The 26,064-nt window shown below is 72.0% G+C and carries 28 protein-coding genes and 1 pseudogene; 21 read left to right on the top strand and 8 right to left on the bottom strand.

The genetic code is table 11. The annotated features are described in order from the left end of the window. From K2X24_RS22965 to K2X24_RS22950, 4 genes and pseudogenes are all read left to right on the top strand, one after another. Positions 1-590, top strand: a pseudogene (locus K2X24_RS22965) (AAA family ATPase); the annotation flags it as partial. A gap of 99 nt (positions 591-689) precedes the next feature. After that, on the top strand, positions 690-1,055 hold the full coding sequence (locus tag K2X24_RS22960; protein ID WP_292501468.1) for a hypothetical protein: 366 nt from the start codon (positions 690-692) through the stop codon (positions 1,053-1,055). Positions 1,056-1,189: 134 nt separating this feature from the next. Then, a complete protein-coding gene (locus K2X24_RS22955) occupies positions 1,190-1,417 on the top strand; it encodes a hypothetical protein (RefSeq protein WP_292501466.1) in 228 nt (75 codons plus the stop codon). Next, complete coding sequence (locus K2X24_RS22950) at positions 1,414-2,208, top strand: hypothetical protein (protein WP_292501464.1); 795 nt, start codon at positions 1,414-1,416, stop codon at positions 2,206-2,208. Before K2X24_RS22955 ends, K2X24_RS22950 begins: the two co-directional genes overlap by 4 nt. Before the next feature lie 13 nt (positions 2,209-2,221). Here the strand turns inward: K2X24_RS22950 and K2X24_RS22945 are convergent, their stop codons facing one another. From K2X24_RS22945 to K2X24_RS22935, 3 genes are all read right to left on the bottom strand, one after another. Further along, positions 2,222-2,791 carry a peptidase S14 gene (locus K2X24_RS22945; protein WP_292501462.1) on the bottom strand — a complete coding sequence of 190 codons (570 nt, stop codon included), beginning with the start codon at positions 2,789-2,791 and terminating at the stop codon, positions 2,222-2,224. Positions 2,792-3,066: 275 nt separating this feature from the next. Continuing rightward, entirely contained in the window at positions 3,067-3,342 is a 276-nt protein-coding gene (locus K2X24_RS22940; RefSeq protein ID WP_292501460.1) for a hypothetical protein, read from the bottom strand. A gap of 75 nt (positions 3,343-3,417) precedes the next feature. Beyond that, entirely contained in the window at positions 3,418-3,657 is a 240-nt protein-coding gene (locus K2X24_RS22935; protein WP_238281035.1) for a hypothetical protein, read from the bottom strand. Positions 3,658-3,808: 151 nt separating this feature from the next. Between K2X24_RS22935 and K2X24_RS22930 the strand changes: the two genes are divergently transcribed. Continuing rightward, positions 3,809-4,525 (top strand): DUF1275 family protein, encoded by a 717-nt coding sequence (locus K2X24_RS22930; protein WP_292501458.1) that lies wholly within the window; start codon positions 3,809-3,811, stop codon positions 4,523-4,525. A 13-nt stretch (positions 4,526-4,538) separates the two neighbouring features. Here the strand turns inward: K2X24_RS22930 and K2X24_RS22925 are convergent, their stop codons facing one another. The 4 genes from K2X24_RS22925 to ycaC all read right to left on the bottom strand — a co-directional run bounded on the left by K2X24_RS22925 (position 4,539) and on the right by ycaC (position 9,777). Beyond that, complete coding sequence (locus tag K2X24_RS22925; protein WP_292501457.1) at positions 4,539-6,470, bottom strand: hypothetical protein; 1,932 nt, start codon at positions 6,468-6,470, stop codon at positions 4,539-4,541. A gap of 18 nt (positions 6,471-6,488) precedes the next feature. Beyond that, positions 6,489-7,991 carry an NAD(P)/FAD-dependent oxidoreductase gene (locus K2X24_RS22920; protein ID WP_292501454.1) on the bottom strand — a complete coding sequence of 501 codons (1,503 nt, stop codon included), beginning with the start codon at positions 7,989-7,991 and terminating at the stop codon, positions 6,489-6,491. Positions 7,992-8,089: 98 nt separating this feature from the next. Beyond that, positions 8,090-9,028 carry a pirin family protein gene (locus K2X24_RS22915; RefSeq protein WP_238281031.1) on the bottom strand — a complete coding sequence of 313 codons (939 nt, stop codon included), beginning with the start codon at positions 9,026-9,028 and terminating at the stop codon, positions 8,090-8,092. Positions 9,029-9,114: 86 nt separating this feature from the next. Beyond that, complete coding sequence (gene ycaC / locus K2X24_RS22910; RefSeq protein WP_292501452.1) at positions 9,115-9,777, bottom strand: isochorismate family cysteine hydrolase YcaC; 663 nt, start codon at positions 9,775-9,777, stop codon at positions 9,115-9,117. Positions 9,778-9,888: 111 nt separating this feature from the next. Here ycaC and K2X24_RS22905 point away from each other — a divergent pair, with 111 nt between their 5' ends. The 5 genes from K2X24_RS22905 to K2X24_RS22885 all read left to right on the top strand — a co-directional run bounded on the left by K2X24_RS22905 (position 9,889) and on the right by K2X24_RS22885 (position 13,749). Then, positions 9,889-10,803, top strand: a complete 915-nt coding sequence (locus tag K2X24_RS22905) for a LysR family transcriptional regulator (protein ID WP_292501450.1) — start codon at positions 9,889-9,891, stop codon at positions 10,801-10,803. Between the two features lie 205 nt (positions 10,804-11,008). Beyond that, the gene (locus K2X24_RS22900; RefSeq protein WP_238281028.1) at positions 11,009-11,443 is read left to right on the top strand and encodes a hypothetical protein; all 435 of its coding nucleotides are present in this window, start codon (positions 11,009-11,011) and stop codon (positions 11,441-11,443) included. A 229-nt stretch (positions 11,444-11,672) separates the two neighbouring features. Next, positions 11,673-11,939 carry a hypothetical protein gene (locus K2X24_RS22895; RefSeq protein WP_292501447.1) on the top strand — a complete coding sequence of 89 codons (267 nt, stop codon included), beginning with the start codon at positions 11,673-11,675 and terminating at the stop codon, positions 11,937-11,939. Between the two features lie 308 nt (positions 11,940-12,247). Further along, on the top strand, positions 12,248-12,478 hold the full coding sequence (locus tag K2X24_RS22890) for a hypothetical protein (protein WP_292501444.1): 231 nt from the start codon (positions 12,248-12,250) through the stop codon (positions 12,476-12,478). Between the two features lie 89 nt (positions 12,479-12,567). Continuing rightward, a complete protein-coding gene (locus K2X24_RS22885; RefSeq protein ID WP_292501442.1) occupies positions 12,568-13,749 on the top strand; it encodes a YncE family protein in 1,182 nt (393 codons plus the stop codon). Positions 13,750-13,827: 78 nt separating this feature from the next. Here the strand turns inward: K2X24_RS22885 and K2X24_RS22880 are convergent, their stop codons facing one another. Next, positions 13,828-14,346 (bottom strand): MarR family winged helix-turn-helix transcriptional regulator, encoded by a 519-nt coding sequence (locus tag K2X24_RS22880; RefSeq protein ID WP_292501440.1) that lies wholly within the window; start codon positions 14,344-14,346, stop codon positions 13,828-13,830. A gap of 138 nt (positions 14,347-14,484) precedes the next feature. Here K2X24_RS22880 and K2X24_RS22875 point away from each other — a divergent pair, with 138 nt between their 5' ends. The 11 genes from K2X24_RS22875 to K2X24_RS22825 all read left to right on the top strand — a co-directional run. Beyond that, positions 14,485-15,774, top strand: coding sequence for an amidohydrolase/deacetylase family metallohydrolase (locus K2X24_RS22875; RefSeq protein ID WP_292501438.1), 1,290 nt, complete (start codon positions 14,485-14,487; stop codon positions 15,772-15,774). A gap of 10 nt (positions 15,775-15,784) precedes the next feature. Then, positions 15,785-16,675: an alpha/beta hydrolase gene (locus tag K2X24_RS22870; RefSeq protein WP_292501436.1), complete on the top strand. Its 891-nt coding sequence runs from the start codon at positions 15,785-15,787 to the stop codon at positions 16,673-16,675. Beyond that, the gene (locus tag K2X24_RS22865; RefSeq protein WP_292501434.1) at positions 16,672-19,050 is read left to right on the top strand and encodes a xanthine dehydrogenase family protein molybdopterin-binding subunit; all 2,379 of its coding nucleotides are present in this window, start codon (positions 16,672-16,674) and stop codon (positions 19,048-19,050) included. Before K2X24_RS22870 ends, K2X24_RS22865 begins: the two co-directional genes overlap by 4 nt. Further along, positions 19,047-19,913 (top strand): xanthine dehydrogenase family protein subunit M, encoded by an 867-nt coding sequence (locus tag K2X24_RS22860; protein WP_292501432.1) that lies wholly within the window; start codon positions 19,047-19,049, stop codon positions 19,911-19,913. The genes K2X24_RS22865 and K2X24_RS22860 overlap by 4 nt, the downstream gene beginning before the upstream one ends. Beyond that, entirely contained in the window at positions 19,910-21,109 is a 1,200-nt protein-coding gene (locus K2X24_RS22855; RefSeq protein ID WP_292501429.1) for a 2Fe-2S iron-sulfur cluster-binding protein, read from the top strand. The genes K2X24_RS22860 and K2X24_RS22855 overlap by 4 nt, the downstream gene beginning before the upstream one ends. A 38-nt stretch (positions 21,110-21,147) precedes the next feature. Next, positions 21,148-22,296, top strand: coding sequence for an ABC transporter substrate-binding protein (locus K2X24_RS22850; RefSeq protein WP_292501427.1), 1,149 nt, complete (start codon positions 21,148-21,150; stop codon positions 22,294-22,296). A 67-nt stretch (positions 22,297-22,363) separates the two neighbouring features. Then, a complete protein-coding gene (locus K2X24_RS22845) occupies positions 22,364-23,236 on the top strand; it encodes a branched-chain amino acid ABC transporter permease (protein WP_238275162.1) in 873 nt (290 codons plus the stop codon). Next, positions 23,233-24,267 (top strand): branched-chain amino acid ABC transporter permease, encoded by a 1,035-nt coding sequence (locus K2X24_RS22840; protein WP_292501425.1) that lies wholly within the window; start codon positions 23,233-23,235, stop codon positions 24,265-24,267. The genes K2X24_RS22845 and K2X24_RS22840 overlap by 4 nt, the downstream gene beginning before the upstream one ends. Beyond that, positions 24,264-25,097 (top strand): ABC transporter ATP-binding protein, encoded by an 834-nt coding sequence (locus K2X24_RS22835; RefSeq protein ID WP_292501423.1) that lies wholly within the window; start codon positions 24,264-24,266, stop codon positions 25,095-25,097. The genes K2X24_RS22840 and K2X24_RS22835 overlap by 4 nt, the downstream gene beginning before the upstream one ends. After that, entirely contained in the window at positions 25,090-25,794 is a 705-nt protein-coding gene (locus K2X24_RS22830) for an ABC transporter ATP-binding protein (RefSeq protein WP_292501421.1), read from the top strand. The genes K2X24_RS22835 and K2X24_RS22830 overlap by 8 nt, the downstream gene beginning before the upstream one ends. Beyond that, positions 25,787-26,064, top strand: a 278-nt coding sequence (locus K2X24_RS22825) for a Rieske (2Fe-2S) protein (protein WP_292501419.1), incomplete at its 3' end; no start/stop codon positions are given. The genes K2X24_RS22830 and K2X24_RS22825, both read left to right, overlap by 8 nt.

The raw sequence follows: 26,064 nt of genomic DNA, 5'->3' as shown, positions 1-26,064 counted from the left end.
TGCTCGATCCGCGCCACCTGTTCGCGGGGCCCGACCCGGCGCGCACGCGCATCTCGGTGATCAACCTGTCGGGCCTCGCCTCGGAGGCGGCCCGCGAGGATTTCGTCAACCGCCTCCAGATGACGCTGTTCGGCTGGATCAAGAAGAACCCGTCCCCGCGGGGCCGTCTCTACGTGGTGGACGAGGCCCAGGGCTTCCTGCCGGCGCAGCGCGCCGCGCCCAGCCTCGGCAGCGGCATCAAGCTCGTGGCGCAGGGGCGCAAGTACGGCCTCGGCATGATCGTGGCGACGCAGGTTCCGAAGGGCATCCACAACCAGGTGGTCTCGAACTGCACGACGCAGTTCCTCGGCCGACAGAGCGCGCCCGCCACCATCGCGGCGGCCCAGGAGATCCTGTCGGCGAGCGGGGGCGGAGGCGGCGACATCGGCAAGCTCAAGGCCGGGGAGTTCTACTTCTCCAGCGAGGGCTCGGGGCGCCCGGCCAAGCTGCGCACGCCCCTCTGCCTGAGCTACCACCCCGCCAACCCGCCGACCCCGGAGGAGGTCGTGCGCGAGGCCCGGCGATCCGGCGCCCGCGCGACGGACCCTTGAGTGCATTGGGCCCGGGGCCGCGTCGCGCGACCCCGAAGGCTCGGCGATGTTGCTCTTACGTTCCTGGCGGACGACGGCCGAATCGGCCATAAGCGCGCCATGCGCATGATTGTCCTCACCGCCTTCCTGTCGATCGGACTCGCCGGCGAGGGCGCGTCGGCCGGGACCTCGTCGGCTCCGCCGGACGATCTCGCCGCCCTGGAGCAGGAATGGCACGACTGCGTGCGGGAGGCGTTCCGGCGCCAGCCGAGGACCCAGAGCCGGGCGGCTTCCGAGCGCAGCGCCCTCGACGAGTGCCGGGCGGGCGAGGACGCCTATGTCGCCGCCGCGATGCGCGCGGAGCCGTCCGGCGGCGGCCGGGGCGGGCGCCGGGGCCTGACGGAACGGGCCAGGGCGTGGGCGGCCTCGGTGGCCGCCGGGGTCATCGATCCCGTCGCGTCGTGGTTCGGCGTCCTCGAACGCTGAAGGGACCCGAGACCCGGCCATGGCGCGATCCCGGTCCCGCCCGGACCGGGCGGGCGGTCTCCCACCGCAACGCCTCGGTAACCCATGAGCCTTACGCCTCGACTATCCGCGACGACAGGAACCCCGCGAACCGCATGATGACCCGAGACCAATTGGCCGCCGAGTTGCTCCGCATCTCCAAGCTGCAGTTGAGCGACATCACCCGCGCCGTGAAGAACGGCGAGAAGTCCATCGCGCTGAACGAGGTCGTCGATCTCGGCCGGCGCCTGAACCGGCTCTCCGACGCCGTGGCGGGCCGGCCGCCGCAGGCGGGCGTGACGGCTGTCCGTCCGACCGACGACCGCGTTCTCAGCGAGGCGTGAGCACCGCCTCCGAGTGGCGGGCGACGCGCAACGTCGCGGCCCGCGCGCGCCTCGAGCGGGCGCTGCCGGCATGCTTTCCGGCCCCGGTGCTCCAGCACGCGCTGGCGCGCCCGCTGATCCCGCCGACGCCGCGCCTGGCGGTCGAGAGCTACTGGCGCGCGCATCTCCTGCGCGCCGACCGCCTCGCCCGCGCCCTCGCCACGCGCTCGGGGCATCCCGAAGGATGGACGTGGCGGCTGGGCACGGGCAAGGATTCCGGCCTCGCGGCGACCTTCCGCCTACCGCCCTCGCCCTTCCGCGAGCCCGCGCACGCGCGCGGCAAGGGCCATTGCTGCATCTGCGGGCAGCCGGTCTATCGCTTCGGCTGGCACCGCGATCTCTGGGACGCGGGCGCACCGAACAAGAACGCCCGCTGGCACGCGGCCTGCGTCACCGCCTGGAAGCTCTGGGTGGCGCCGAGCGACCAGGTGAAGGCCCTCAAGGCGCGCCAGCGCCACCGCTGCGCCGCCTCGGGCAAACGCCTGTTCAAGACCGCCGAGGTCGACCACCGCGTACCGCTCTACCGCGTCTGGCGCGAGCACCGCGACGCCCCGTGGCCGACCCTCCTCGACTATTGGGGGGCGCCGAACCTCCAGGTCGTCAACCGCGTGGTCCACGTGGAGAAGTGCGGTCAGGAGGCGAGCGAACGCGCCCTGAGCCGGCGGGCCGCCCGCACGGCGGTGACGCCGGGCGAGCCGCTCGGGGACGCGCGCGGCGAGGACGATCCGCATCCGGACCTGTCCCCCCGCTGAGGGGAAGCCGGCCTCAGAGCACGGCTTCGATCAGGCCGAGTTCCTGCGCGCGCTCCGCCTCGATGTACCAGTTCTCCGGTGCCCGCCGGAGGACTTCGTCCAGGCTCACCTGCGAATCCCGCACGAGGTTGGCGAAGCCCTCGTTCTGGATCTCGATCGAGCATTCGATCTCGTGCAGGGCCGCCTTCACCGAGGCGACGCAGGTGGTCAGGGGGCCGTTGAGCTTGATCTCCTTGGCGAGCTTGCGCTCGTGGATCATCAGGCGCGTGCCGCGGGTGAGATAGCGGTTGGGCCGCGCGAAGAAGCTCATGAAGGTGGTGCCGGCCGAGTAGATCGCGGCCTTGCCGAGGAAGACGAAGCGACGGTTCGGCGAGAGATCCGTGTTGAAGCGGATGTCCTCGCCCATCATCCGGGCCACCTCGGGATCGCCGCCCAGCGTCGTCAGTTCGACCACCACCAGATCACGCTCGACGGCGGCATCGAGCTGGCTCCGGAAATTCCGGTACATCTCGTGGTCGACGGGTCCGGAAAGCAGGACGGCGGGCGCTCCGAAGGCGGAGGCGGGCAGGCGGTTCGTGTCCATGGAAGGCTCCCGGCGGCGGGAATCGCGGCCGTTCCGACGGTGAACGCGGCAACGCGGCGATGGATCGGCGCGCGCGCATATTCCGTCGCGCGGAACGGTCCTGCGAGGCGAATGCCTGTCGCGCGGTCATCGCGGGATGGAGACGGCTCGTCGCCGCGATCCAGTCATGCATTAATGGCCAGCGGTCGCATCCCGGAGGACAGGACTTCGACGACCCAGGGCATGCCCAGATCCCTCTCATCGGCTCGGATCGACCGCGGAGCCGGAAGCACCCGTCAGTACGGATAACCGTAATAGGGCTGCCGGCTCGGGCGGTAGCGCTCCCGCACCGGGCGGTCGTAACGACCCTCGTAGGCCCCGAGATAGGGGTCGAGGGCGGGAGACCGATAATTCCCGTTGTTCACGCCCGCCGAACGGTCGTTGCCGCTGAGCGCCGCGTAGGGCGACAGGCCATCGCCGCCGCCACTGCCGCCGCCGCGCGCGAGGGCGGCACCGGACGTGCCGAACACGAGAGCGGCCACCAGGGCGTGGCGAACGAGGGATGCGGACATGAGAACCTCCTGCGGTTGGAACGCGCCCCGCTACGGGAACGTCTCCGGTGACATCGGTGCCGGCCCGCGCTCGTTCTAGCGCTCGGCCTGCAGGCTCTTGAGGAAGCGGCGGGCCACGTCACGCACGGCCTCGTCGTCCCGGGTCTCGTCGTCGGCCTTGTCCCAGAGGTGATCGAGGCTCCCCTCGAGCGCCGTCAGCAGGTCCGGGTTCTGCCGGGCGAGATGCTGGATGGTGCCGAAGAGCAGGTGCTCGATGGCGAGTTCGCGATGACGAGCCTGCGCGATGGGGTTCGGATCGGATGGGGTACGGGTCATCCTCACACAACGAGCGGCACCGCTCCCGGTTCATGTCGATCCGCGCCAGCGGCAAGGTTTCGCACGAGGTGTCCGCGCCGCCACTTCCGCTTCGCCGGGCTTTCGGCCAGACAACCGGTCGTTCCGAACAGCACGACCGGGCAGATACGAGATGGCACGGACACCGGAGACCGGGGCGGCCCGGGCGGAGACGCGGCGCGCCTTCGACAGGGATTTCTATGCCGGGACCGGCCTCGCCTTCGTGGCGGGTTTCGTCGACGCGGCGGCGTTCATCGCCCTGGCGGGCCTGTTCACGGCTCACGTCACGGGAAACTTCGTGATGATCGGCGCCGAACTCGTCTCGACCTCGTCCGGGGTCGTCGCCAAGCTCCTCGCGCTGCCGGCCTTCGTCCTCGCGGTGGCGGGCGCGCGCCTGCTCGCCCTCGGCCTGGAACGGCGCGGACGTGCACCCCTGCCCTGGCTCCTCGCCCTCGAGGTGCTGCTGCTGGCGGGCTTCGGCCTCGCGGGCTTCGCCCTCACGCCCCTGGGCTCGCCCGACGGCGTCGCGGCGGTGTCGGTGGGCATGCTGGGCGTCGCCGCGATGGGGGTCCAGAACGCGATCGGGCGCCTCGGCCTGCCGCATCTGGCCGCCACCACCGTGATGACGATCAACGTCACCCAGGCCGTGATCGACCTCGTGGACTGGGCGCGCGGCGCGGTCGCGCCGGACGGGCCCGCCCGCCTGCGCATGCGGCGGATGCTGCCGGCGGTGCTCGCCTTCGCGCTCGGCGCCCTGGCGGGCGCCTTCGGCGTCGCCGCCTGGTCGTTCGGCTGCGTCGCGCTCCCGATCGCCGTCCTGTGCGGACTGACCGTCCTGCTGCGGTCCTGAAAGCCCGGCGCCGTCAGCCCCGGCAGGGCAGCAGGCCGTAGGCCACCGTCCGGTGCCAGGACACGCCCTCCGGCCTGGTGCGCGCGGTGACGACGGGTGCGGCGAGCGGAAAGATCCCGGCGTTTCCGGGCAGATCCTGGCGCTCCCGCAAGGGGACGACGATCCAGGCCGGCGCATCCGGCGCGGCGCAGAGGATCGCGACCGCGGCGGCCGGCGGGTCGTCGGGGCGGCGGGGGCCGGCCGGGTGGAACGGCGCGCGGTCATTCGGCGCGGCGAGACCGGCCGCGATGAGGCGATCCATCCGCTCCGCCCAGGTCCGGGCCAGGACGGGCGAGAACACGATGCCGGCGCCCTGCAGGTTGCTGCTCCAGTTCGCGCGTGACAGCAGGAGCCAGGCCTGGGCCTCGCCGTCGAGCCAGAGCACCGCGCCGGGCCGATGCGCGACGGTCGCCGCCAAGCCGGGCAGCGCCGTACGCGCCTCGATCGCGCGGGCCGTCACGGTCCGCTCGTCCCAGAGGGCGACGAGGGCGAGGGCGAGCCCCGCGCCGAGGACGATCCGGGCCCCCCGGTGCCCGGCCGCCCGCGTCCAGACGAGCCCGCCACCGACCGCCAGGGTCGGCACGAGGGAAAAGTTGCGGATCACGCCGAGGCGGAGTTCGGCCCCCTCGTCCCGATGGCCGAGGAGCCAGGTGAGCGCGGAAAGTTCGAAGACCAGCCGGCTCGCCGCCAGGACGCCGATCAGCGTGCCGGTCACGAGGATCACCCGGGGGGTCGGATCGATCCGGGTCCGGCGCAGGGCGGTGTGCAGGGCGAGCGCCATCGCGCCCGCGCCGGCCGCGATGACGAGATCGTCCGCGAACAGCCAGCCGAGGGCGAGGAGGCCGAGGGTGAGCCGGTCCGCCCTCCGCCCCCACAGGCCGGCGGCGCAGAGACCGAAGGCGGCGGCCCCCACCACGGCGGTCAGCCAGAGGAAGCGCCAGGGCTGGAGCTGGACCATGAGGAGCACGGGCCAGCGGTCGCCGAAGAGGGCGGACACGGCGACGCCGGTGAGCCCCGCCCCCAGGGCCGCGTACAGGATCGGCCGGACCCGCGACGGCGCGAGAGTGGCGCCGACCAGGATCGAGGCCCCCTGAACCACGATCGGCCCCCAGGCCGCGCCGGGCCAGAAGGACGGGAAGAGGTCGGCGCAGCGCAGGCGCAGGATGGCGGAGAATTCGGGGTCGAGTCCCTGCAGCAGCCGGTCGAACAGCGGCAGCCCCAGGGCGGCGGCGGCCAGCGCCGCCAGGGGCAGCGCGACGAGGGCGATCAGCCAGCGTCGATCCCGCGCGGCGAGGACGAGGGCGAGGACCGCGACCCCTGCCAGACCCATGATCGGGTGGACGAGGCAGCCCAGGAGGGCGAGCAGGCCCGCGAGCCGGTCGCGCCCGGCGGCACAGGCTCCCAGGCTCGCGAGCACGGCGGCCTCCGCGAGGGTACGGGGCGTCGCCAGGGCCTCGCCCACGCGGAAGACCCCGGGAAAGCCGTACGAGGCCGGAAGCGCCGCCATGGCTGCGAGGACGAGCCAGCGCCCGCGCCCGGCCAGACCCGCCGCGAGGGCCGCGGCGGCGCAGAACCAGGCTACGAGCCCGGCGAGGCTGACGGCGAGCGCCGCCTGGGCGGGGCCGAAAGCCTCCACCAGCCCCCGCAGCAGGAGGGGAAAGAGACTGAAGCGCGACTGGCCGTCATGGACGAACATCAGGTCGCGCCCGATGCCGGCCGGGTCGAGGTCGGCGAGCGCCCGCCCGACGTAGAGGCGGGCATCGCCGTCGATGCCGCGATAGGGATGCAGGAGCCCGTACAGGCCCGCCGCCCCGAGAATGGGCCAGACGCCACCGCGCCGGTCCGTGGAGGGCGAGGCGGCCTCCGGCGCGGACGACCGGTCCGCCCGCTCTCCCGACCGGGCCATCGCGCCCGCCCCGTGCCCTCAGGCGGCCCGGCGGGGAACCTGGCGCTCGCTGGTGAGCGCCCCGGCGGCGCCCGAGACGCCGGCCTCGGTGTATTCCGCGTCCTCGTTCACGCACCAGGGGTCGTAGCGGCGCTCGCCCGAGAGGATGTTCTCCACGGTCAGCATCGCGGTCATCATCGCGTGGTCCTGGTTGTTGTACTTGTGCATGCCGTTGCGGCCGACGAGGTGCAGGCTTGGATAGGCCCTCTCCAGATCGCGCCGGATCGTGGCGACATGCGCCTTGTAGTCCGCGTCGTAGACCGGGTAGGCCTTGGGCTGGCGCACGACGCAGGCATCGACCACGTCCTCGGGCCGGATCAGCCCGATCTGTCCGATCTCGCGCTTGGCCAGGGCGATGAGGTCTTCGTCCGAGGCGGTCCAGAGGCCGTCGCCCTCGAAGCAGAAGTATTCGAGGCCGAGGCAGGTGTGGTCGGCGTGCGGCACCATCTCGGGCGACCAGGAGCGGAAGTTCTGGACGCGCCCGACCTGCACCTTGGGATCGTGGATGTAGATCCAGTTGTCGGGAAAATCCTTTGTGGAGCGGGCGATCAACGCCACGGTGAGGAAGTCGCGGTATTGCAGCGCCCGCGCCTGGAAGGTGCTGAGCGGGGCCGGGGTGATCGCGCCGGCGAGTTCGCGCAAAGGCGCCGACGAGACGATGTTGCGGGCCGTGAAGGTCTCGCACGTGCCGTCGCCGCCCCTGGCGGTCACGGTCCAGAGCATCGTCCGGGGGTCGTAATGTAGGCGGTCCACGCCACGGTCGAGGTGCAGGGTGCCGCCCTTGGCCCGGACCTTCGCGGCGGCGGCCTCCCACATCATGCCCGGCCCCTTGCGGGGATAGCGGAACGACTCGATCAGCGTCTTGATCACGGGTTCGCCCGCGCGGGGCGCCTTGCGCAGGCCGAGGGAACGCACCAGCGCGTCGCGGATCGCGGCGCCGAGGTCGAGGCCGTTGATGCGCTGGGCCGCCCAGTCCGCCGAGATGTCGTCGCAGGACATCCCCCAGACCTTCTCGGTGTAGGTCTTGAAGAAGATCGAGAACAGGCGCTCGCCGAAGCGGTTGCGGACCCAGTCGTGGAAGCTCTTGGGCTCGGCGATGGGCCGGGCGCGGGCATACAGGTAGGAGGCCACGCAGGCGGCGCTCTCGATGAGCCCGAGGTTGCGCAGGGCCTCGAAGGCTTTGAGCGGGTAGGCGTAGTACTTGCCCTTGTAGAAGATCCGCGACAGGCGCGGCCGCTCGATGAAGTCGTCGGGCAGGAGTTCGTCCCAGAGGTCGACCACCGCCTTCGATTTCGAGAAGAAGCGGTGGCCGCCGATGTCGAACAGGTAGCCGTTGTGCGAGACGGTCCGGCTGATGCCCCCGACCTGGACGGGGTCCCGCTCCAGGACCGCTACGGAGCGTCCGGCCTTGGCCAGCAGGTAGGCGGCGGTGAGGCCGGCCGGCCCGGCGCCGATCACGAGCGTTTCGGAATGGTGGCTCATCGGGCGGGGCTCGCGAAGACCGGAGTACAGGTATCTCCGGCATACGATCGCTTTGGTTAAGGAAGCGATGTCCCGCCCGTCGGTCGCGTACGGCGACTTCAAGGATAACGCACCGGCGCCGGCTGCTCCGGCAGCGGGATGAACTCGGATTCACCCGGCACGGTGTCGAAGCGGGCCTGGCGCCAATCCTCCTTGGCCTGCTCGATCCGTTCGGGCCGCGAGGAGACGAAGTTCCACCAGAGGTGGCGCGGCCCGTCCATCGGCTCGCCGCCCAGCACCATGAAGCGGGCGGCCTGCGTGGCCCGCACGGAGATCCGGTCGCCCGGATTGAACACGAGGAGCTGGCCGGGGCCGAACCCGTCCCCGGCGATCTCGATCGCCCCCGAGACGGTGTAGATCGCGCGCTCGTCGTAGGTCGGGTCGAGGGGCAGCACGGCACCGGCCTCCAGCGCCACGTCCGCGTAGACCATCGGGCTCGAGGTCCGCACAGGGGATCGCGCCCCGAAGGCCTCGCCCGCGATCAGCCGGACCTGCTTGCCCTCGCCGGTGAGGATCGGCAGGGCCTCGGCCTCGTAATGCTCGAAGGCGGGGGCGGTCTCCTCGTCCCGCCCGCTGAGCGCCACCCAGCTCTGGAGGCCGAACAGCCGCGAGCCCGTGGCCCTCAGGCCGGCCCCCGTCCGCTCCGAATGGGTGATGCCCCGGCCCGCCGTCATCCAGTTGAGTTCGCCCGGGCGGATCGGCAGTTCGGTGCCCAGGCTGTCCCGGTGCATGATCTCGCCCTCGAAGAGGTAGGTCACGGTCGAGAGGCCGATATGGGGGTGGGGCCGCACGTCCATGCCCTGGCCGAGGAGGAACTCCGAGGGACCCATCTGATCGAAGAAGATGAACGGCCCGACCATCCGGCACTCCGTGGAGGGGAGCGCGCGCCGGACCGCGAAGGAGCCGAGATCCCGCGAGCGCGGCACGATCAGGGTCTTGATCGCGTCGCAGGTGAAGTGATCCCCCGGGATCGGATCGTCCGCGCCGTGCCAACTCATGGGTCAATCCTCTCGAAGCAGGGTTCTGCGGTCCAACGTGCGGTGATTCCCCGGCCGGGCACAGACCCCGCGCGCCGGGGAAACGATTAGGCGGCCGAGGGGCCCTGGGGAGCGACGCCCTGCGGGATCGCGCCCTTGCGCGCACCGTAGCTCGTCATCAGGTTGCGGTAGTCGGGGATGTGGTTCGACAGCAGGCCGGCCAGCCCCTCCACGTCGCGGCGCCAGTCGCGGTGGAGTTCGCAGGCGACGCCGAACCACGTCATCAGTTGCACGCCCGCCGCCGACATCCGGTTCCAGGCGGCGTCCCGCACCAGCGGGTCGAAGGTGCCGGAGGCGTCGGTGACCGCGAACACCTCGAAGCCCTCCGCGATGGCCGACAGGGCCGGGAAGGCGACGCAGACCTCCGTCACCACCCCGGCGATGACGAGCTGGCGCCGGCCCGTCGCCCGGATCGCCGCCACGAAATCGGGATTGTCCCAGGCGTTGATCTGGCCGGGCCGCGCGATGAAGGGCGCATCGGGGAACTTCGCCTTCAGCTCGGGCATGATCGGCCCGTTTGGGCCCTCCTCGAAACTCGTGGTCAGGATGGTGGGCAGCCGGAAGTAGGCGGCCAGGTCCGCCACCGCGAGCACGTTGTTCCGGAACCGATCCGGCTCGATGTCCCGCACCAGGGAGAGCAGGCCGGCCTGATGGTCCACGAGGAGAACCACGGCCTGGTCGAGGTCGAGTCGGGTATAGGGCTTGCTCATCGTCGTCTCCGTCGCCCGGGGCTGGTCTGCTTGCGATGAAGACAGCGTATGGCTCGTCAGGTGACGATGAAATAGAAACGATGGAAACGCATCGTTTCCAGGATCAACCTCATGCGTCTTCCCGATTTCGAGGCCTGGGCCATCTTCGCCAAGGTGGTCGAGACAGGCTCCTTCGGCCGCGCCGCCTCCGATCTCGGCCTGTCGAAGGCGACCGTCTCGAAGGCGGTCGGTCGCCTGGAGGCCCGCATCGGCGCGCGCCTGTTCCACCGCACCTCGCGCAAGCTCGCCCTGACGGAGGCGGGACAGGCCGCACGTGAGGGAGCCGCCCGTATCCTTTCGGAGGGCGAGACCGCCGAGGCGGAGGCCATCGCGGGCGCGTCCGAGCCGCAGGGCCTCGTGCGGCTCGCAGCACCCATGTCCTTCGGGGTGCTGCACGTGGCGCCGCACCTGCCGGATTTCCTGAGCCGCCACCCCGCCGTGTCGGTGGACCTGCACCTGAGCGACGCCGTCGTGGACCTCATCGGCGGCGGCTTCGACATCGGCCTGCGGATCGCCGCGCTGCCGGATTCGTCTCTGCGCGCCCGCAAGCTCTGCGCCGTGCGCCGCTCCCTGGTGGCCACGCCCGGCTACCTGGAGCGGCACGGCCGGCCGCAGCATCCCGACGACCTGATCCACCACGCCTGCCTCGGCTATGCCTACCTGCCGACGCCGGATCGCTGGCGCTTCACGGACAACCACGGCGCCGAGGCCGCGCTCGTGCCCAAGGGACCGATGCGCGCGAACAATGCCGAGGCCCTGGCGCCTGCCCTGCGGGCCGGGCTCGGCCTCGCGGTGCAGCCCGACTTCATGATCTGGGACGACCTGAAGGCCGGCCGCCTGGAGCGCGTGCTCCCGGACTGGTCCCTGCCGCCGATCGCCCTGCACATCGTGATGCCGCCCGGGGACCTGCGCCCGGCCCGCGTCACCGCCCTGATCGCCTACCTGACGCAGGTCCTGTCCGCCGCGCCCTGGGCCGGCGCCCCGTGAGCGCAGGCCTCGGTGCCGCCCGCCTCCACGCGGCCGGAGACGGGCGGACCCGGTTTTCGGTTGCCGCGACCGCGCCGCCGAACGATGATCCGGGCATGCCCGTCGCCCCTGCCCCAGCCCCCGACCAGACCCGCGACCCTCGGCGTGCCCGCGCCGGGGATGCGGCGCGCCCGGGCGCACCGTTGCCGGGACGGGCCTGACCCCGATGCCGATCCGGCGCGAGCACCGCTTCTTCTACCCGATCGACTGGCCGCAGCTTTCCGCCGTCATCCGCTTCCAGCGGGCGCGGGGCCGGTGCGAGGTCTGCGCCCGCCCGCATGGCCAGCGCGTCTTCCACCTCGGGGATGGCCGCTGGTGGGATGGGCAGGAAGGCTCGTGGCGCGACGGCGCGGGCCGCTTCATCTGCCTCGCGGTCGGGGCCGACGACGTCCTCGGCACGGTGCGCACGACCCGCGTTGTCCTGGCCGCCGCGCACCGCGACCACGACACCGCCAACAACGCCGCCCGGAACCTCGCGGCCTTCTGCCAGCGCTGCCACATGAACCACGACCGGCCCGAACACCGTCGCCGGCGCTGGCATACCCTGTTCCGGCGCAAGGCCTTGGGCGACCTGTTCCGGGGCCCCTATTCCGGGCCCTGACAAGGGCGCGTTCGGGCCCCGCTTTGATGTTCCTCCCAAAACATCCGCCGCACCGTCGCGCTGAAACGCAAGAACCGACCGCGATCGGGCGTTCTGAGAGACTCAGCCTGAGGGCCCATCATGTGTCGTGCGACACGTCGAGAATGAAAACGGCTTCCTATCTTCAGTTCAGACAGACAGAAACGGATCAGAGACCTGGTTCGTACGAAACTGGAGAGACAAAGCCATTATGAAGACCCGTATCGCCGCTCTTGCCACCGCCCTTGTCCTTGGCGTTGCTCCGATCTCGTCCGCGATGGCTTACGACAGCCCCTCCCGTTACACCGGGTTCGCGCCCTACGACGTCGAGACCACGGGCTCGTTCGAACCCCGCCGCGTCGCCCCCCTGCGCAACCCCTACAGCTGCCCGATGAGCTCGGCCGCCGAGGGCAACGCCAACCAGCAGAACTTCCCCACGCAGCAATACGGCCAGACCTCGGGCGGGAATCGCTGCTGATCGGACGGGAGAGGGACAACCCGATGCTGCTGAAGGGCTTCTCCTACGCGATGGCCGCCGCCTTCATCGGTGGCCTCGCCTTCACGGTCGTGGGCTCGGCCAACGCCTTCCTGAGCCTGTAGCGACCCTGGGCTCCCCCCTCGGACCCGCCCGCCCCCCGGCCGTGGCGGGTCTTCCCATGAAAATCGCGGGCGTACCGTAGGTACTGCTCATCAGGGATACCGAACCAATCCGGCTTCTGCGGCGGCGGCGCGAAACTTATTGAAGATCTTGGCCTCAACCTGGACGAGCGCCCGGACACATCCTCGATGCCCCCAGAAGGCCGACGCGAGATCTACACGGCCCATCTCTATACAGAATCCGAATTGCGCAGCGAGAGCCTGACCTTCGCGGCCGGCGACGAGACCGAAGCCCGCCGGGTCGCCGAGAACTGGGCGGCGGTCACGCGGAGGTCTCGATCCTTCTCGAACCTGGATCTGTACTTGGCGGAGACCCTGATCTATCGGCGCCCGCTGACGGACGATCGCGATCCGTCCTGAGCCCGTCCGGGCGCATCGGCCGGCCACGGCATCGGAGAAACATCGAGCGCCGGAGGTGCGCCGTCCCTCTCCCGCCCTATGTCCTCGCGATGAGACGATGGCTCGCACACAGGCTCACGCGCACCGCGCTTCTGGGCACCCTCATCCTGGCCGCCCCGGCGGGCGTGCCGGCGGCCGAGGCACCGTCCCGCATCCTGGTCGGCCTCGACGGCAAGACCTTCTTTGATCCGGAGGGCGGCCGGAACGGGCCGAACGGGCACGATGCGGTCGGGATCCTCGACGTCGGCGACGAGGCGCGCCCGCGCCTCGTCCACACCCTTCCCCTCGACAACTCGGTCTACGGGCCGCCGACCAACCTGCGCGTCACGCCGGACGGCCGCCTGGGGCTCGTGGCCAGTTCGGTCCTGATGCGCCCGGAGGGTACGGCCTGGTACGCGCGTGCGGACGACCGGCTCCACGTCATCGACCTGAGCACCGAGCCCCCGCGGCTGGTCGAGACCCTGACGGTTGGGCGCCAGCCCTCCGGCCTCGCCATCAACCGGGCCGGCGACCTCGCCCTCGTCGCCAACCGCGAGGGGCGCAGCGTCACCGCCCTGAGCATCCGCGGCACCGTCGTGCGCACCGTCGCGACGGTGGAGGTCGGCGACGAGGCCGCGGCGGTGGCGTTCGCCCCCGACGGCAAACGGGCCTTCGTCGCCAAGAACAAGGCCGGCCGGATCGGCGTCCTCGCCATCGACGGCACGGCCCTGCGCTACGATCCCGCCCTCGACATGCCGGTGGGGCCGGGCGTCTACGGGCTCGACGTGACGCCGGACGGACGCCTCGCCCTCACGGGCAACACCGGACCGGAGCCGAGCGACGGCCATGCCGACACCGTGAGCGTGATCCGGGCCGATGCCGCCCGCCCGGTCGTGGTCGACCATCTGGGGATCGGCGACACGCCGGAGGCCCTAGCGATCGCGCCGGACGGCCGCCACGCGGCGGTCTCGGTGGTGCGGGGAGCGAGCGCGGCGCGGACGAGCCCGGGCTACACGCCGACCGGCGCGGTGGCGCTCCTGGCCATCGGGCCGGACGGCGTCCGGCGGGTGGCCGAGGCCGAGGCCGGGGCGGTGCCCCAGGGCATCGTGTTCAGTCCCTCGGGGGCTTACGTCTATGTCGGCAACTACGTCGACCGGACGCTGGGCGTGTACCGCGTCGAGGGCGACGGCCTCGCCGACACCGGCTACCGCCTGCCGCTGCCGGGACAGCCCGCCTCCCTCGGCGGGCGGTGACCGCTGCGCATCCGGGCCGCCTGTCGACGAGGCGCGATTCCCCGACGCGGAACCCGTGACCCTTTCGGCGAGGGATGCTCAGCCGAGATCGGCCTCGCCCTTCCGGTCGTCGTGCGCGGAAACGACCTGCCTCAGCAGGCGGATGAGGTGGGCCTGGTCCGCTTCCGAGAGAGCCTCCACCGTACGGGCATGCGCCTCCCGGGCCGCCGCCTCCATCGCCCCGTGAAGTGCCTCACCCGCCGCCGTCAGGCGGCAGATCTGCGCGCGGCGATCGGTGGGCGAGGTCGTGCGGTCGACCAGCCCCCGCGCCGCCAGGCGCTTCAGGGCGCCCGTCGTCGTCGTGCGGTCGAGGGCGACGGCTTCGGCGATCGTGGTCTGGTCGGCCTCCCGTAGCTGCCGCAGCAGCGAGAGCAGGCTGTACTGCAGCGGCGTGACGCGAAAATCGGCACACCGCTCAGCAAAAAGGCTGACGTGGATCTGGTGCATCCGGCGCGCCAGGAATCCGGGCCGCTCCGAGAGCGGCCACGGCGCCGCCCCCTCCGGCCCGCCCTCCCGCGCCAGTGGTCCCTCCGCAGTAACCCCCGAGACCTGCTCCATCGACGCGTTCCCCAGGACGGCTCCGAACTTGGCACGCCCCGTGCAAAGCCGAGATACGAAGCATGCTTCGCTTTTGGTCGGGCAAATTTTGGCAAGAACGGGGCCGGGAGCGACCGGCCGCGATCACGAGGTCGAGTGATGGTCGAATCCAATCCTGATCCGCGCCGCTACGATCTGCTCCTGCGCGGGGGCCGCGTCATCTGCCCCGCCTCCGGCATCGATGGCATCCGCGACGTGGCGATCCGCGACGGGCGCATCGCCGCGGTGGAGGCGGCGATCCTGCCCTCTTCCGCCGCCCAGACCGTCGACGTCTCGGGCAAGCTCGTCCTGCCCGGCATGATCGATACCCACGCGCACGTCTACCAGTACGTCACCGGCCGCTTCGGCCTGAACCCCGACATGGTCGGGGTGCGCTCGGGCGTCACCACCGTGGTGGACCAGGGCGGTCCGTCCTGCATGACCCTGCCGGGCTTCCGCCACTTCATCGCCGAGCGGGCCGACACCCAGGTACTGGCCTTCCTGTCGGCCTACCTCGTCGGCGGCCTCGAGGGGCATTTCTACCCGAACCTCTACAGCCCGGACGGCGTCGACATCGACGCCACGGTGAAGTCGGCCACCGAGAACCGCGACCTCGTGCGCGGCATCAAGGGCCATGCCGAGATCGGCGGTTTCGCCCGCTGGGGCATCCGCGTCATGGAGATGGCCGCCGAGATCAGCCGCCAGGCCGATCTCCCGCTCTACGTGCATTTCGGCCAGCTCTGGGGCCTGCCGGAATCCGGCGCCAACGGCGAGGACGCCGACACCATCGTCGAGCGGGTGATTCCGCTGCTGCGCCCCGGCGACGTGCTGGCCCACCCCTTCACCCGCCATCCCGGCGGCTTCATCAACGAGGCCGGCGAGGTCCACCACATCATCCGCCGGGCGATGGATGCGGGGCTCAAGGTCGATGTCGGCCACGGCAGCCACTTTTCCTACCGGGTCGCCCGCGCCTCGCTGCCGGCCGGCGTGATCCCCTACACGCTGGGCGCCGACATGCACGGCTACAACACCGAGGTGCCCCAACCCGCCGGCACCCCGGACGAGCACCACGACGACGAGAACCACCCCTTCCTCGGCCAGGCCCGCTTCAGCCTCACCCAGGCGATGAGCTCGATGATGGCGCTGGGCATCCCGCTGGAGGAGGTTGTGCCGATGGTGACCACGCACCCGGCCGAGATGCTGCGCATGAGCCACCGCATCGGCGCCCTGACGGTGGGGTTCGCGGCCGACGTCTCGGTGCTGCACGACGATCGCGGCCGCTTCCTCCTGCGCGACAACGAGGACACCCGCGTCGTCGCCGACCGGCTCCTGCGCCCCGCCTTCTGCCTGCGGGCGGGCCGGCGCTTCGAGGCCGACTCGCCGATCCTGCCCCAGGCGATCGCGGCCTGAGGGAGTGTCCATGATCGCCTTCCGCCTCGACGACCCGACGCCCGCCGACCCGCGCCGCCGCTGGGGCGACCTCGACCGGGCGGCGCGCGGCACCTGTTACGACAACAACGCGGGCGTGCCCGACAGCGCCGCGCAGGTCGCCGCCCGCAACGCCGCCTCGGCGGCCTACCGGGGCGCGCATGGCCATCACCTCGACATCCCCTATGCAGCAAGCGCCCGCGGCACAGGAGAAAGCGAGCGCACCGCCTTCGACCTCTACCCGGCCGCGCAAGCCGGCGCGCCCTGCCTCGTCTTCGTCCATGGCGGCTACTGGCAGCGCAACGCGCGGGCCGACTTCGCCTGCTTCGCGGAAGGGCTCAACGCGGCCGGCTGGTCGGTGGCGATGCCGGGCTACACCCTGGCCCCGGAATCCAGTCTCGCGGGGATCGTCGCCGAAATCGGCGCGGCCCTCGACTGGCTCGCCGAGCGGGGGCGTTCGCACGGGATCGCCGGCCCCCTCGTGCTGTCCGGCTGGTCGGCCGGCGCCCAGCTCGCGGCGATGCAGCTCGGCCACCCGGCGGTGGCGGCGGGCCTCGCGATCTCCGGCGTCTACGACCTCGCCCCGATCCGCGAGACCTACCTCGACGACAAGCTCGGGCTCACGGATGCGGAGGTCGAGACGCTCTCGCCCCTGCGGCGCCCCGTCGTCGACAAGCCCCTCACGATCGCCTACGGCAGCCGCGAGTTGCCCGCCCTCGTCCACGACGCGCGCAACCTCCACGCCCTGCGCGCCGCCGCCCACCTACCCGGCGCCCTGCTGCCGGTGCCCGGCGCCGACCACTTCTCGATCCTCAACGAATTCCGCCGGCCCGACGGCCTGCTGGTGCGCGCCGCGCAGGACCTCCTCGGAGGCGCCCGATGAGCGCCGCGGGCACGGTTCCGCCGCGCCAGGAGGGCGTCGGCGCCCCCCTCCCCCGCAAGGAGGACGACCGGCTGATGCGCGGGCGCGGGCAGTTCGTCGGCGACATCCGCCTACCCGGGATGCAGGACGTGGCCTTCGTCCGCAGCCCCCTGGCGCATGCCCGCATCCGGGCCATCCACGTGCCGGAGGCCTATCGCGACCGCGTCTTCACGGCCGCCGACCTCGACGGCGTGCAGCCGATCCGGGCGGTCTCGGGATTGCCGGGCTTCAAGGCCTCGGAGCAACCGGTGCTGGCCACGGGCAAGGTCCGGCAGGTGGGCGAGCTCGTCGCGATGTGCATCGCCCCGACCCGGGCCGAGGCCGAGGACATCGCCGCCGCCATCGTTCTCGATCTCGAGGAGTTGCCGGCGATCCACGACATGCTGGCCGCGCGCGAGCCCGGCTCCGTCCTCGTCCACGAGCACTGGGGCGACAACGTCTACCTGGAGACCCTGGTCGACATCGACATCGCCTCCGCGCTCGACGCGCCGATCAAGGTCAGCCGCACGATCTCGACGGGGCGCCAATGCATGGCACCGATCGAGGGACGCGGCACCGTGGTGCATCTCGACCACCGCCTCGACCAGGTCGTCGTCCATACCGCGAGCCAGATGCCCCACGTCGTGCGCAACGGGCTGGCGGAATGCTTGGGGCTCGAGCAGGGCCGCATCCGCATCGTCTCGCCCGACGTCGGCGGCGGCTTCGGCTACAAGGCGATCCTGCTCGCCGAGGACGTGGCGCTGACCTGGCTGGCCCTGCGCCTCGGCCATCCGGTGCGGTGGCTGGAGGACCGGCGCGAGCACCTCACGGCCAACGCCAATTGCCGCGAGCACCATTACCGCATCACGGCCTATGCGGAGCGCGACGGCACGCTGCGGGGCATCGACTGCGAGGCGACCGTCGATTCCGGCGCCTACTCGGCCTATCCGTTCTCGGCCTGCCTGGAGGCCGCGCAGGTCGCCAGCATCCTGCCGGGCCCCTACGATTTCCCGAGCTATCGCTGCCGCACCTGGTCGGTGGCCACCAACAAGTGCCCGATCCTGCCCTACCGGGGGGTCGCCCGCACCGGCGTCTGCTTCGCCCTCGAACTGGTGCTCGACGCGGTCGCCCGCGAGGCGGGCGTCGCGCCCGAGGTCGTGCGTGAAAAAAATCTCGTCCGGCCCGAGCAGATGCCGTTCGAGAACATCACCCGAAAGCACTTCGACAGCGGCGACTATCCGCAGGCGCTCGCCCGCGCGCTGAGGGCCATCGACGTCGAGGGCGTCCGCGCCCGCCAACGCGCGTCCGAACCGGACGGGCGCCGCATCGGCCTCGGCCTGTCGGTCTATTGCGAGCAGGCGGCCCACGGCACCTCGGTCTATTCCGGCTGGGGCATTCCGATGGTGCCGGGCCACGAGCAGGCCTCCGCCCGGCTGACGCCGGACGGCGGCCTCGAACTCCGCATCGGCGCGCATTCCCACGGCCAGGGCCTGGAGACGACGCTGGCCCAGGTCGCCCACGAGATCCTGGGCTTGCCGGTGGCGCGCACCCGCCTCGTCCACGGCGACACCGCGATGACGCCCTACTCCACCGGCTCCTGGGGTTCGCGCGTGATGGTGATGGCCGGCGGCGCGGTCGCCACCGCCTGCGAGACCCTGCGCGACCGGGCGGTGCGGATCGGCGCCCACCTGCTCCAGGCAAGCCCCGAGGCATGCCACTTCGCCGGCGGCCACGTGGTCGGCCCCACCGGCGACATCTCCCTGGAGGCCATCGCCCGCACTTGGTACCGGCGCCCGCAGGACCTCGGCCCCGACACCGATCCGGGTGGCCTCGAGGTCACCGCCGGCTACAAGCCGCAGCGCGATTCCGGCACCTTCTCCTATGCGGCCCACGCGGTCGTGGTCGCGGTCGACCCCGACCTCGGCGCGATCGAGATCCTCGACTACGTCATCGTCGAGGATGGCGGCACCCTGGTGAACCCCCTCGTGGTCGACGGCCAGATCTATGGCGGCCTCGCTCAAGGGATCGGCACCGCCCTCTACGAGGAGATGCGCTTCGACGCCCGCGGCCAGCCGCTGGCCTCGACGTTTGCCGACTACCTGCTGCCCGGCGCCGCCGAGGTGCCGATGGCGCGCATCGAGCACATGGAGACCCCCTCGCCCTACACGCGCTTCGGCCAGAAGGGCATCGGCGAGGGCGGCGCCATCGCGCCGCCGGCCGCGCTCGCCAACGCGATCAACGACGCGCTGGCCCCGCTCGGCGTCGAGATGCTGCATTCCCCCGTCACGCCCCGACGGATCGTGGAGGCAGTGCTGGCCGCCCGCACCGGCGCCGAGTCCGCACGGGAGGCCGCATGAAGCCCAACCCCTTCGCCTGGGAGCGCCCGGCGAGCCTCGCCGCCCTGCTCGACCGCCTCGCGACGGCGCAAGGCGGCGTGAAGCTGATCGCGGGCGGACAGTCGCTGGGGCCGATGCTGGCCTTGCGCCTCGTCGAGCCGGACCTGATCCTCGACATCACGGGGATCGCGGAGTTGCGTCAGGCCCGCGTCGAGGCCGGCACCCTCGTGCTCGGCGCATGCGTGACCCACGCCGACATCGAGGACGGGCGCGTGCCCGACCTCACGGGGGGCGCCCTGCAGCGGGTGGCCTCGGCCATCGCCTACCGGCCCGTGCGCAACCGGGGCACCATCGGCGGCAGCCTCGTCCATGCCGACCCGGCCGCCGATTGGGTGAGCGCGCTGATGGCGCTCGGCGCCGAGGTCGAGATCGCCGGTCCCACGGGCCGCCGCACCCTGCCGGTCGAGCGCTTCGTCACCGGCGCGCTGGAGGTGGCGCTCGGACCGGCCGAGATCCTGGTGGCGGTGCGCGTGCCGGCCCTGCCGCCGGGCGCGGCCTGGGGCTACGTCAAGCACTGCGCCAAGATCGGCGAGTTCGCCCACGCCATCGGGGCCGTGCGCCTGGAGCCGGGGGCCGGCCGGGGACGCGCGGTGATCGGCGCCGTCGAGGGGGCGCCCGTGCTCCTCGCCGATGCCCGTCCGCTCTTCGGCGGCCGCATCGGCCCGGATTTCGCCGCGCGCTTCGAGCCCGGCGCGGCGGAGGCCGCCCTGATCGCCGCCGGCATGGCGGACCCGGTCGAGCGCCACGTCCACGTCACGGTGCTGGCCCGCGCGGTGGCGCAGGCCGGAAAGCTCCCCCTCTCGCATGTCCCGGAGGCCGCATGAGCGCCGGATTGGCCGAGCCCGCCACGGGCCGGATCGCCCTCGGGCTGACGGTGAACGGACGGTCCTTGCGCATCGAGGCCGAGCCGCGCAGCCATCTCGGCGACGTGCTGCGCGAGAACCTGAACCTGACGGGGACGCATCTCGGCTGCGAGCACGGCGTCTGCGGCGCCTGCACCGTGCTCCTCGACGGTGAGCCCGCGCGCGCCTGCCTCACCTTCGCGGGCGCCTGCGCGGGGGCCACCGTCACCACCATCGAGGGCCTGGACGACGACCCGATCGCCACCGCGCTGCGCGCCGCCTTCAACCGCGAGCACGCGCTCCAGTGCGGATACTGCACCCCCGGCATGCTGGTGGCCGCGCGCGACCTCGTCCTGCGCCTGCCCGAGGCCGACGAGCGCCGGATCCGGGTCGGCCTCTCGGGCAACCTTTGCCGCTGCACGGGCTACGCCGGCATCGTGCGGGCGGTGATGGCCGTCATCGCCGAGCGCCGCGCCCAAGACATCCGGCCCGAGACCGGCGGCGCGCGCGCCCTCGGCCCCGTCGGCGCCCGCATCGGCGAAACGGTCGGCGCCCGCCCGCAGGCCGCGCGGGTCACGGAGAACCGGGTCGCGCCCGCCCGGGCGCAGACACCGGCGACGACCTTCGCGCCCGCCCATCGCTTCACGCAGGTCATCGACCTGTCCCACCCGCCGGACGCCGTCTTCGCCCTACTGGGGGATATCGAGGCCGTGGCCGCCTGCCTGCCCGGCGCCGTCCTCACGGGCCGGCCTGAGCCCGACACGGTCGAGGGCGGCCTTCAGGTCCGGATCGGGCCGATCGCCGCGACCTTCCGGGGCAGCGCCCGCATCGCACGGGACCCTGCCGCACGCGCCGGTTCGGTCCGGGGCGCCGGCAGCGACGCGGGCGGGCGCTCGGCCACCGAGGGCGAATTGCGCTACCGGGTCGAGCCCGGTCCGGCGCCGGGCACGGCCCGTGTCGCCCTGGATGTCGGCTACACCCTGATCGGGCCCCTCGCGCAGTTCGGCCGTCCCGGCCTCGTGCGCGACCTCGCCGGCCGCATCGCGGGCGATTTCGCCCGCGCGGTCGATGCCCGCCTCTCCGGCACCGAGGCCCCGGCGCCGGCCGGCCTAAACCCCTTGCGCCTCCTCCTCGGCCTTGCCCGGGCGCGCCTCGCGGCCTGGCTCGGCCGCGCCTGATCCGATTCCACCCCAGCCCCCGCACCGGAGATACGCGAATGCCCAGCAGGTTCACCGTCACGACCGCGATCCTGCTGGCGCTGGCCGCCACGGGGGCGCGGGCGGACACGATCCGCATCGGCGTCAACGAGCCGCTGACCGGGCCGTTCGCGGCCTCCGGCACCTACGTGGTCAACGGCGCGAAGATCGCCGCCGACGAGATCAACGCCCGGGGCGGCGTGCTGGGCAAGACGATCGAGCTGATCGTCGAGGACAACAAGAGCAACCCGACGGAAGCGGCGGCGGTGGCCGAGAAGCTGATCACCAGCGACAAGACCCCGGTGCTGATGGGCGCCTGGGGCTCGAGCCTGACGCTGGCGGTGATGCCCAAGCTCATCGACTACGGAGTGCCGATGCTGGTCGAGACCTCCTCGTCCGGCAAGATCACCACCTCGGGCAATCCCTTCGTCTTCCGCATCTCGCCACCCTCCGCGCTGGAGGCGGAGACCTTCGCGCCGATGGTGGCCAAGCTCGGCATGAAGAAGGCCGACTTCCTCGTGCTCAACAACGATTTCGGGCGGGGTGCCGCCGCCGATTTCGGGAAGATGCTGAAGGACAAGGGCGTCCAGGTCGGCCTTACCGAGACCATGGACCAGGGCGCGCAGGACATGAGCGCCCAGCTCTCCAAGCTCAAGGCCTCCGACAGCGACACCATCATGATCACGAGCGCGGTGGACCAGCTCGTGCTCCTGTTCAAGCAGATGGCGGCGCTCGGCCTGAAGAAGCGGGTCATCACCACCGGCGGCTCGCAGAACCCCGACCAGATCATCGCGCAGGCCGGCTCGGCCGCCGACGGCACCCTGCACCTGACCACCTTCCTGCCCTGGTTGCCCGAGAAGACCCCGGACCCGAAGGCGACGGAGCGCTTCATCGCCGAGTGGAAGAAGCGCGGCTTCGCCTTCGCGGGCGTCACCGAGAGCTTCCGCGGCTACGACGGCATCCGGGCCATCGCCCACGCCATCGAGAAGGCGGGCTCCGCCGAGCCGGCGGCGATCACCAAGGCGTTCTGGTCCGTCGACTTCACGGGTCTCAACGGCCCGATCCGCTTCGCCAAGGCCGGCCCCGCCGGGAAGGAGAGCGGCCAGAGCAAGCCCGACGTCTACCTCATCGAGATCAAGGACGGCCGCGTCGTCGTGCCGACGCTCTGACACCCCCATGCCCTCCCGCGCGCGGGAGGGCGAGCCTGAGCCGATCCACGACAACCCGGGGCCGCCCATGGACCAGCTGATCCAGCACCTCGTCAACACGCTCATCCTGGGCGGCACCTACGCCCTCCTGGGGATCGGGCTGACCCTGATCTTCGGCATCATGAACGTGGTGAACTTCACCCACGGCGCGCTCTACACGGTGGGCGCCTACCTGATGTACCTCGCGGTCGCCGCGCTTGGGCTGAACTTCTTCCTGGCGCTGCCGGTCGCGATCCTCGGCGGCCTCGTGTTCGGGGCGGCCATCGAGCGGCTGCTGCTGCGGCCCTTCCGGGGGGCCGACATCGATACCACCATGCTGGTGATGATCGGGGCCGGCATCGCCCTGCAATCGGCGACCCTGTGGATCTTCGGCGGGGTGGCCAAGGCGATCCCGTCGCCCTTTCCGGAGGCGCCGCTCCAGATCGGCCCGGTCTCGGTCTCCTGGCTGCGCCTGTTCGTGCTCGGGGCGGCGCTGGGCCTGATCGCGCTCACCTACGCGCTGATCAACGGCACGAAGCTCGGGCTCGCCATGCGGGCCGCCTTCCAGGACGCCGATACGGCGGCCCTGATGGGGGTCAACGTGCGCCTCATCGACACCGCCACCTTCGCGCTCGGGTCCTCCCTCGCGGCCGCCGCCGGTGCCCTGCTCGGGCCGGTCTACGTCGTGTTCCCGCAGATGGGGGGCCTGGCCGAGTTGAAGGCCTTCGCCATCGTCATCCTGGGCGGGCTCGGCAACGTCACCGGGGCGGCCATCGGTGGCTTCATCCTGGCGCTCGCCGAGGAACTCGGCGCCGGCTACATCTCCTCCGGCTACCGGGACGCCATGGGCTTCCTCATCATCATCGCGGTGCTGCTAGTGAAGCCGACGGGCCTGTTCGCCAAGGCGGAGCGCATCGGATGAGCCGGCTGCTTGCCTTCGCGCTCCTCGCGGGCCTCGTCGTCCTGCCCTTGGGGCTGACCGCGAACCCCTACCTGCTCAACGCGCTGATCACGACGGGCATCCTGACCATCGGCGCCATGAGCCTGAACCTGCTGCTCGGCTTCACCGGGCAGCTCAGCCTCGGCCACATCGCCTTCTTCGGCATCGGCGCCTACGTGAGCGCGCTCACCAGCCTCGGCTTCGACGTGGAGATCGGCTTCGGCACCCGCGTGGTCCACGAGCCCTGGCCGCCGGTCGTGGGCTTTCTGCTGGCGATCCTGGCGGCCGGCGCCTGCGGCTGGCTGATCGGGCGCCTCTCCTTCCGGGTGCGGAGGGCCTACTTCGTCATCGTGACGATCTCGTTCGCCGAGGTGGTGCGCCTCGTCGCCCTCAACTGGGTGGAACTGACGCAAGGGCCGTTGGCGCTCACCGGTATTCCGGCGATCAGCCTCGGCCTGCCCGGCCTCGGCACCTGGACCCTGCGGACCAAGCTGCAGAACTACTACCTCGTGCTCGCCGTCGGCACCCTCTGCTACCTCGTCGTGGCGCGCCTCGTCGCTTCGCGCTTCGGCCGGGCGATGCGGGGCCTGAAGGAGAACGAATCCCTGGCGCTCTCGGTGGGCATCAACGCCACCCGTACGCTGACCATCGCGACCGTGATCTCGGCCGCCATGGCGGGCGCGGCGGGCAGCCTCTACGCGCATTACCTGCGCATCATCGACCCCGACGTGTTCCTGTTCTCCACCACCGTCAGCATGGTCATCATGGTGGTGGCGGGCGGCAAGGGCACGCTGCTGGGCCCCGTGATCGGCGGGCTGATCTTCGGCCTGCTGCCCGTGGGCCTGCGCCCCGTGATGGCGCCGGAGGCCCAGTGGATCGTCTACGGGATCGTGCTGATCGTGATCCTGTACGTGATGCCGCGCGGGATCGTGCCGGGTCTGGCCAGGCTCGTGCCCCGCGCCCGGCCGGCACGGGCCCCCGTCCTCGAAGCCAGCCCGGTGGTGCCGCGATGAGCGCGATCCTCTCCGTCGACCATGTCGGCGTGCGCTTCGGCGGACTCGTGGCCATCGCGGACCTGCACTTCGACGTGCGGGAGGGCGAGATCGTCAGCCTGATCGGCCCGAACGGGGCAGGCAAGACCACCGCCTTCAACGTGATGACGGGCTTCCTCAAGCCGAGCCAGGGCGAGGTCCGCTTCCGGGGCACCGGCCTGGCGGGCCTGGCGCCGCACGCGATCACCCGCCTCGGCCTCGCGCGCACCTTCCAGCGCACCAGCGTCTTTCCCGACGACACGGTGTTCGACAACGTCATGATCGGCCTGCACCGCCAGGGAGCGGCCGCGCCGCGCACGCGCCTCCTCGACACGCTGATCGGCCGCGCAGGCGCCGGCGAACGGCGCCGGCGGGCACGCGCCGAGGCGCTCCTCGACTGGGTCGGCCTCTCGGGGCGGGCGCAGGAGAAGGCCGGGGCGCTGGCCTACGGCGAGCAGCGCCTCGTCGGGGTGGCGCTGGCGCTCGCCACCGAGCCCGCCATGCTCCTCCTCGACGAGCCGGTCTCGGGCATGAACGCCTCGGAGACCCGGGTCTTCGTGCGCCTGATCCGGCAGATCCGAGAGCGCGGCGTCACCCTCCTGCTGGTCGAGCACGACATGCCGATGGTGATGGAGGTCTCCGACCGCATCGTCGTCCTCAATTACGGCCGGCTGATCGCCGAGGGACCGCCCCAGGCGATCCGCAACGACCCCGCCGTGATCGAGGCCTATCTCGGCCAGGGCAGCGCCGCCCGCCGGGCGATCGCCGAGGCCCAGCAATCGGCGGACACCCGGGAGGCCGCGCATGCTTGAGATCCGCGACCTCGTCTGCGGCTACGGCCACGTCACCGCCCTGAAAGGGCTCACCATCGACGTGCGCGAGGGCCAGCTCGTGGCCCTGGTGGGCGCGAACGGCGCCGGCAAGTCGACCACCCTGCGGGCGATCTCGGGGCTGGTGCCGGCCCGCTCCGGCGCCATCCGGCTCGACGGGCGCGACATCACGGGGTCCGAGCCCCGGCGCATCCTGGAGGCGGGCATCGCCCATTGCCCGGAGGGACGGCGCGTCTTCCCGCAGATGACGGTCGCCGAGAACCTCGCCATGGGCGCCTATCTGCGCCGGGACCGGGCCGGCATCGCGGCGGACCTTCAGCGCATCTACGGCGAGTTCCCGCGCCTCGCCGAGCGCCGCCAGCAGGCCGCCGGCACCCTGTCGGGCGGCGAGCAGCAGATGCTGGCCATCGGCCGCGCCCTGATGGCGCGCCCGCGCCTCGTGCTCTTCGACGAGCCCTCCCTGGGGCTCGCCCCCAACATCGTCGAGCGGATGTTCGCCGTCATCCGGGCGATCTGCGACGCGGGCACCACCGTGCTGCTGGTGGAGCAGAACGCCTTCGCGGCCCTCGAACTCTGCGACCACGCCTACCTCCTGGAGACCGGCCGCATCGTCCTCGAGGGCACGGGTGCGGCCCTCATCGCCGACCCGCACGTGCGGGAAGCCTATCTGGGTGGCTGAGGCGCGGCCGGGCCCGACCTATCTGGGGCCGGCGAGCCTCCTCTCCGGCCCGGCCCTCACCCCGGTCCGGATCGGCGGGCGGCAGCTGATCCTGGTGCGGGACGGAACGCGGATCGTGGCCGCCGAGCGCGCCTGTCCGCACGAGGGGGCGGACCTGTCCCTCGGCCACTGCGCGGCAGGCCGACTGCACTGCCCCCGGCACCAGGCCTCCTTCGACCTCCGGGACGGCTCGGTCTCGCCGGGCTGGTCGTTCCGTGCCCTGCGGCTGTC

Origin of the sequence: Methylobacterium sp., from assembly GCF_019750675.1 — a bacterium.
In the GTDB taxonomy this organism is placed as follows: domain Bacteria; phylum Pseudomonadota; class Alphaproteobacteria; order Rhizobiales; family Beijerinckiaceae; genus Methylobacterium.
The sequence above is the reverse complement of the archived record's forward strand: the minus strand, read 5'-3'. Positions and strand labels throughout refer to the sequence as shown.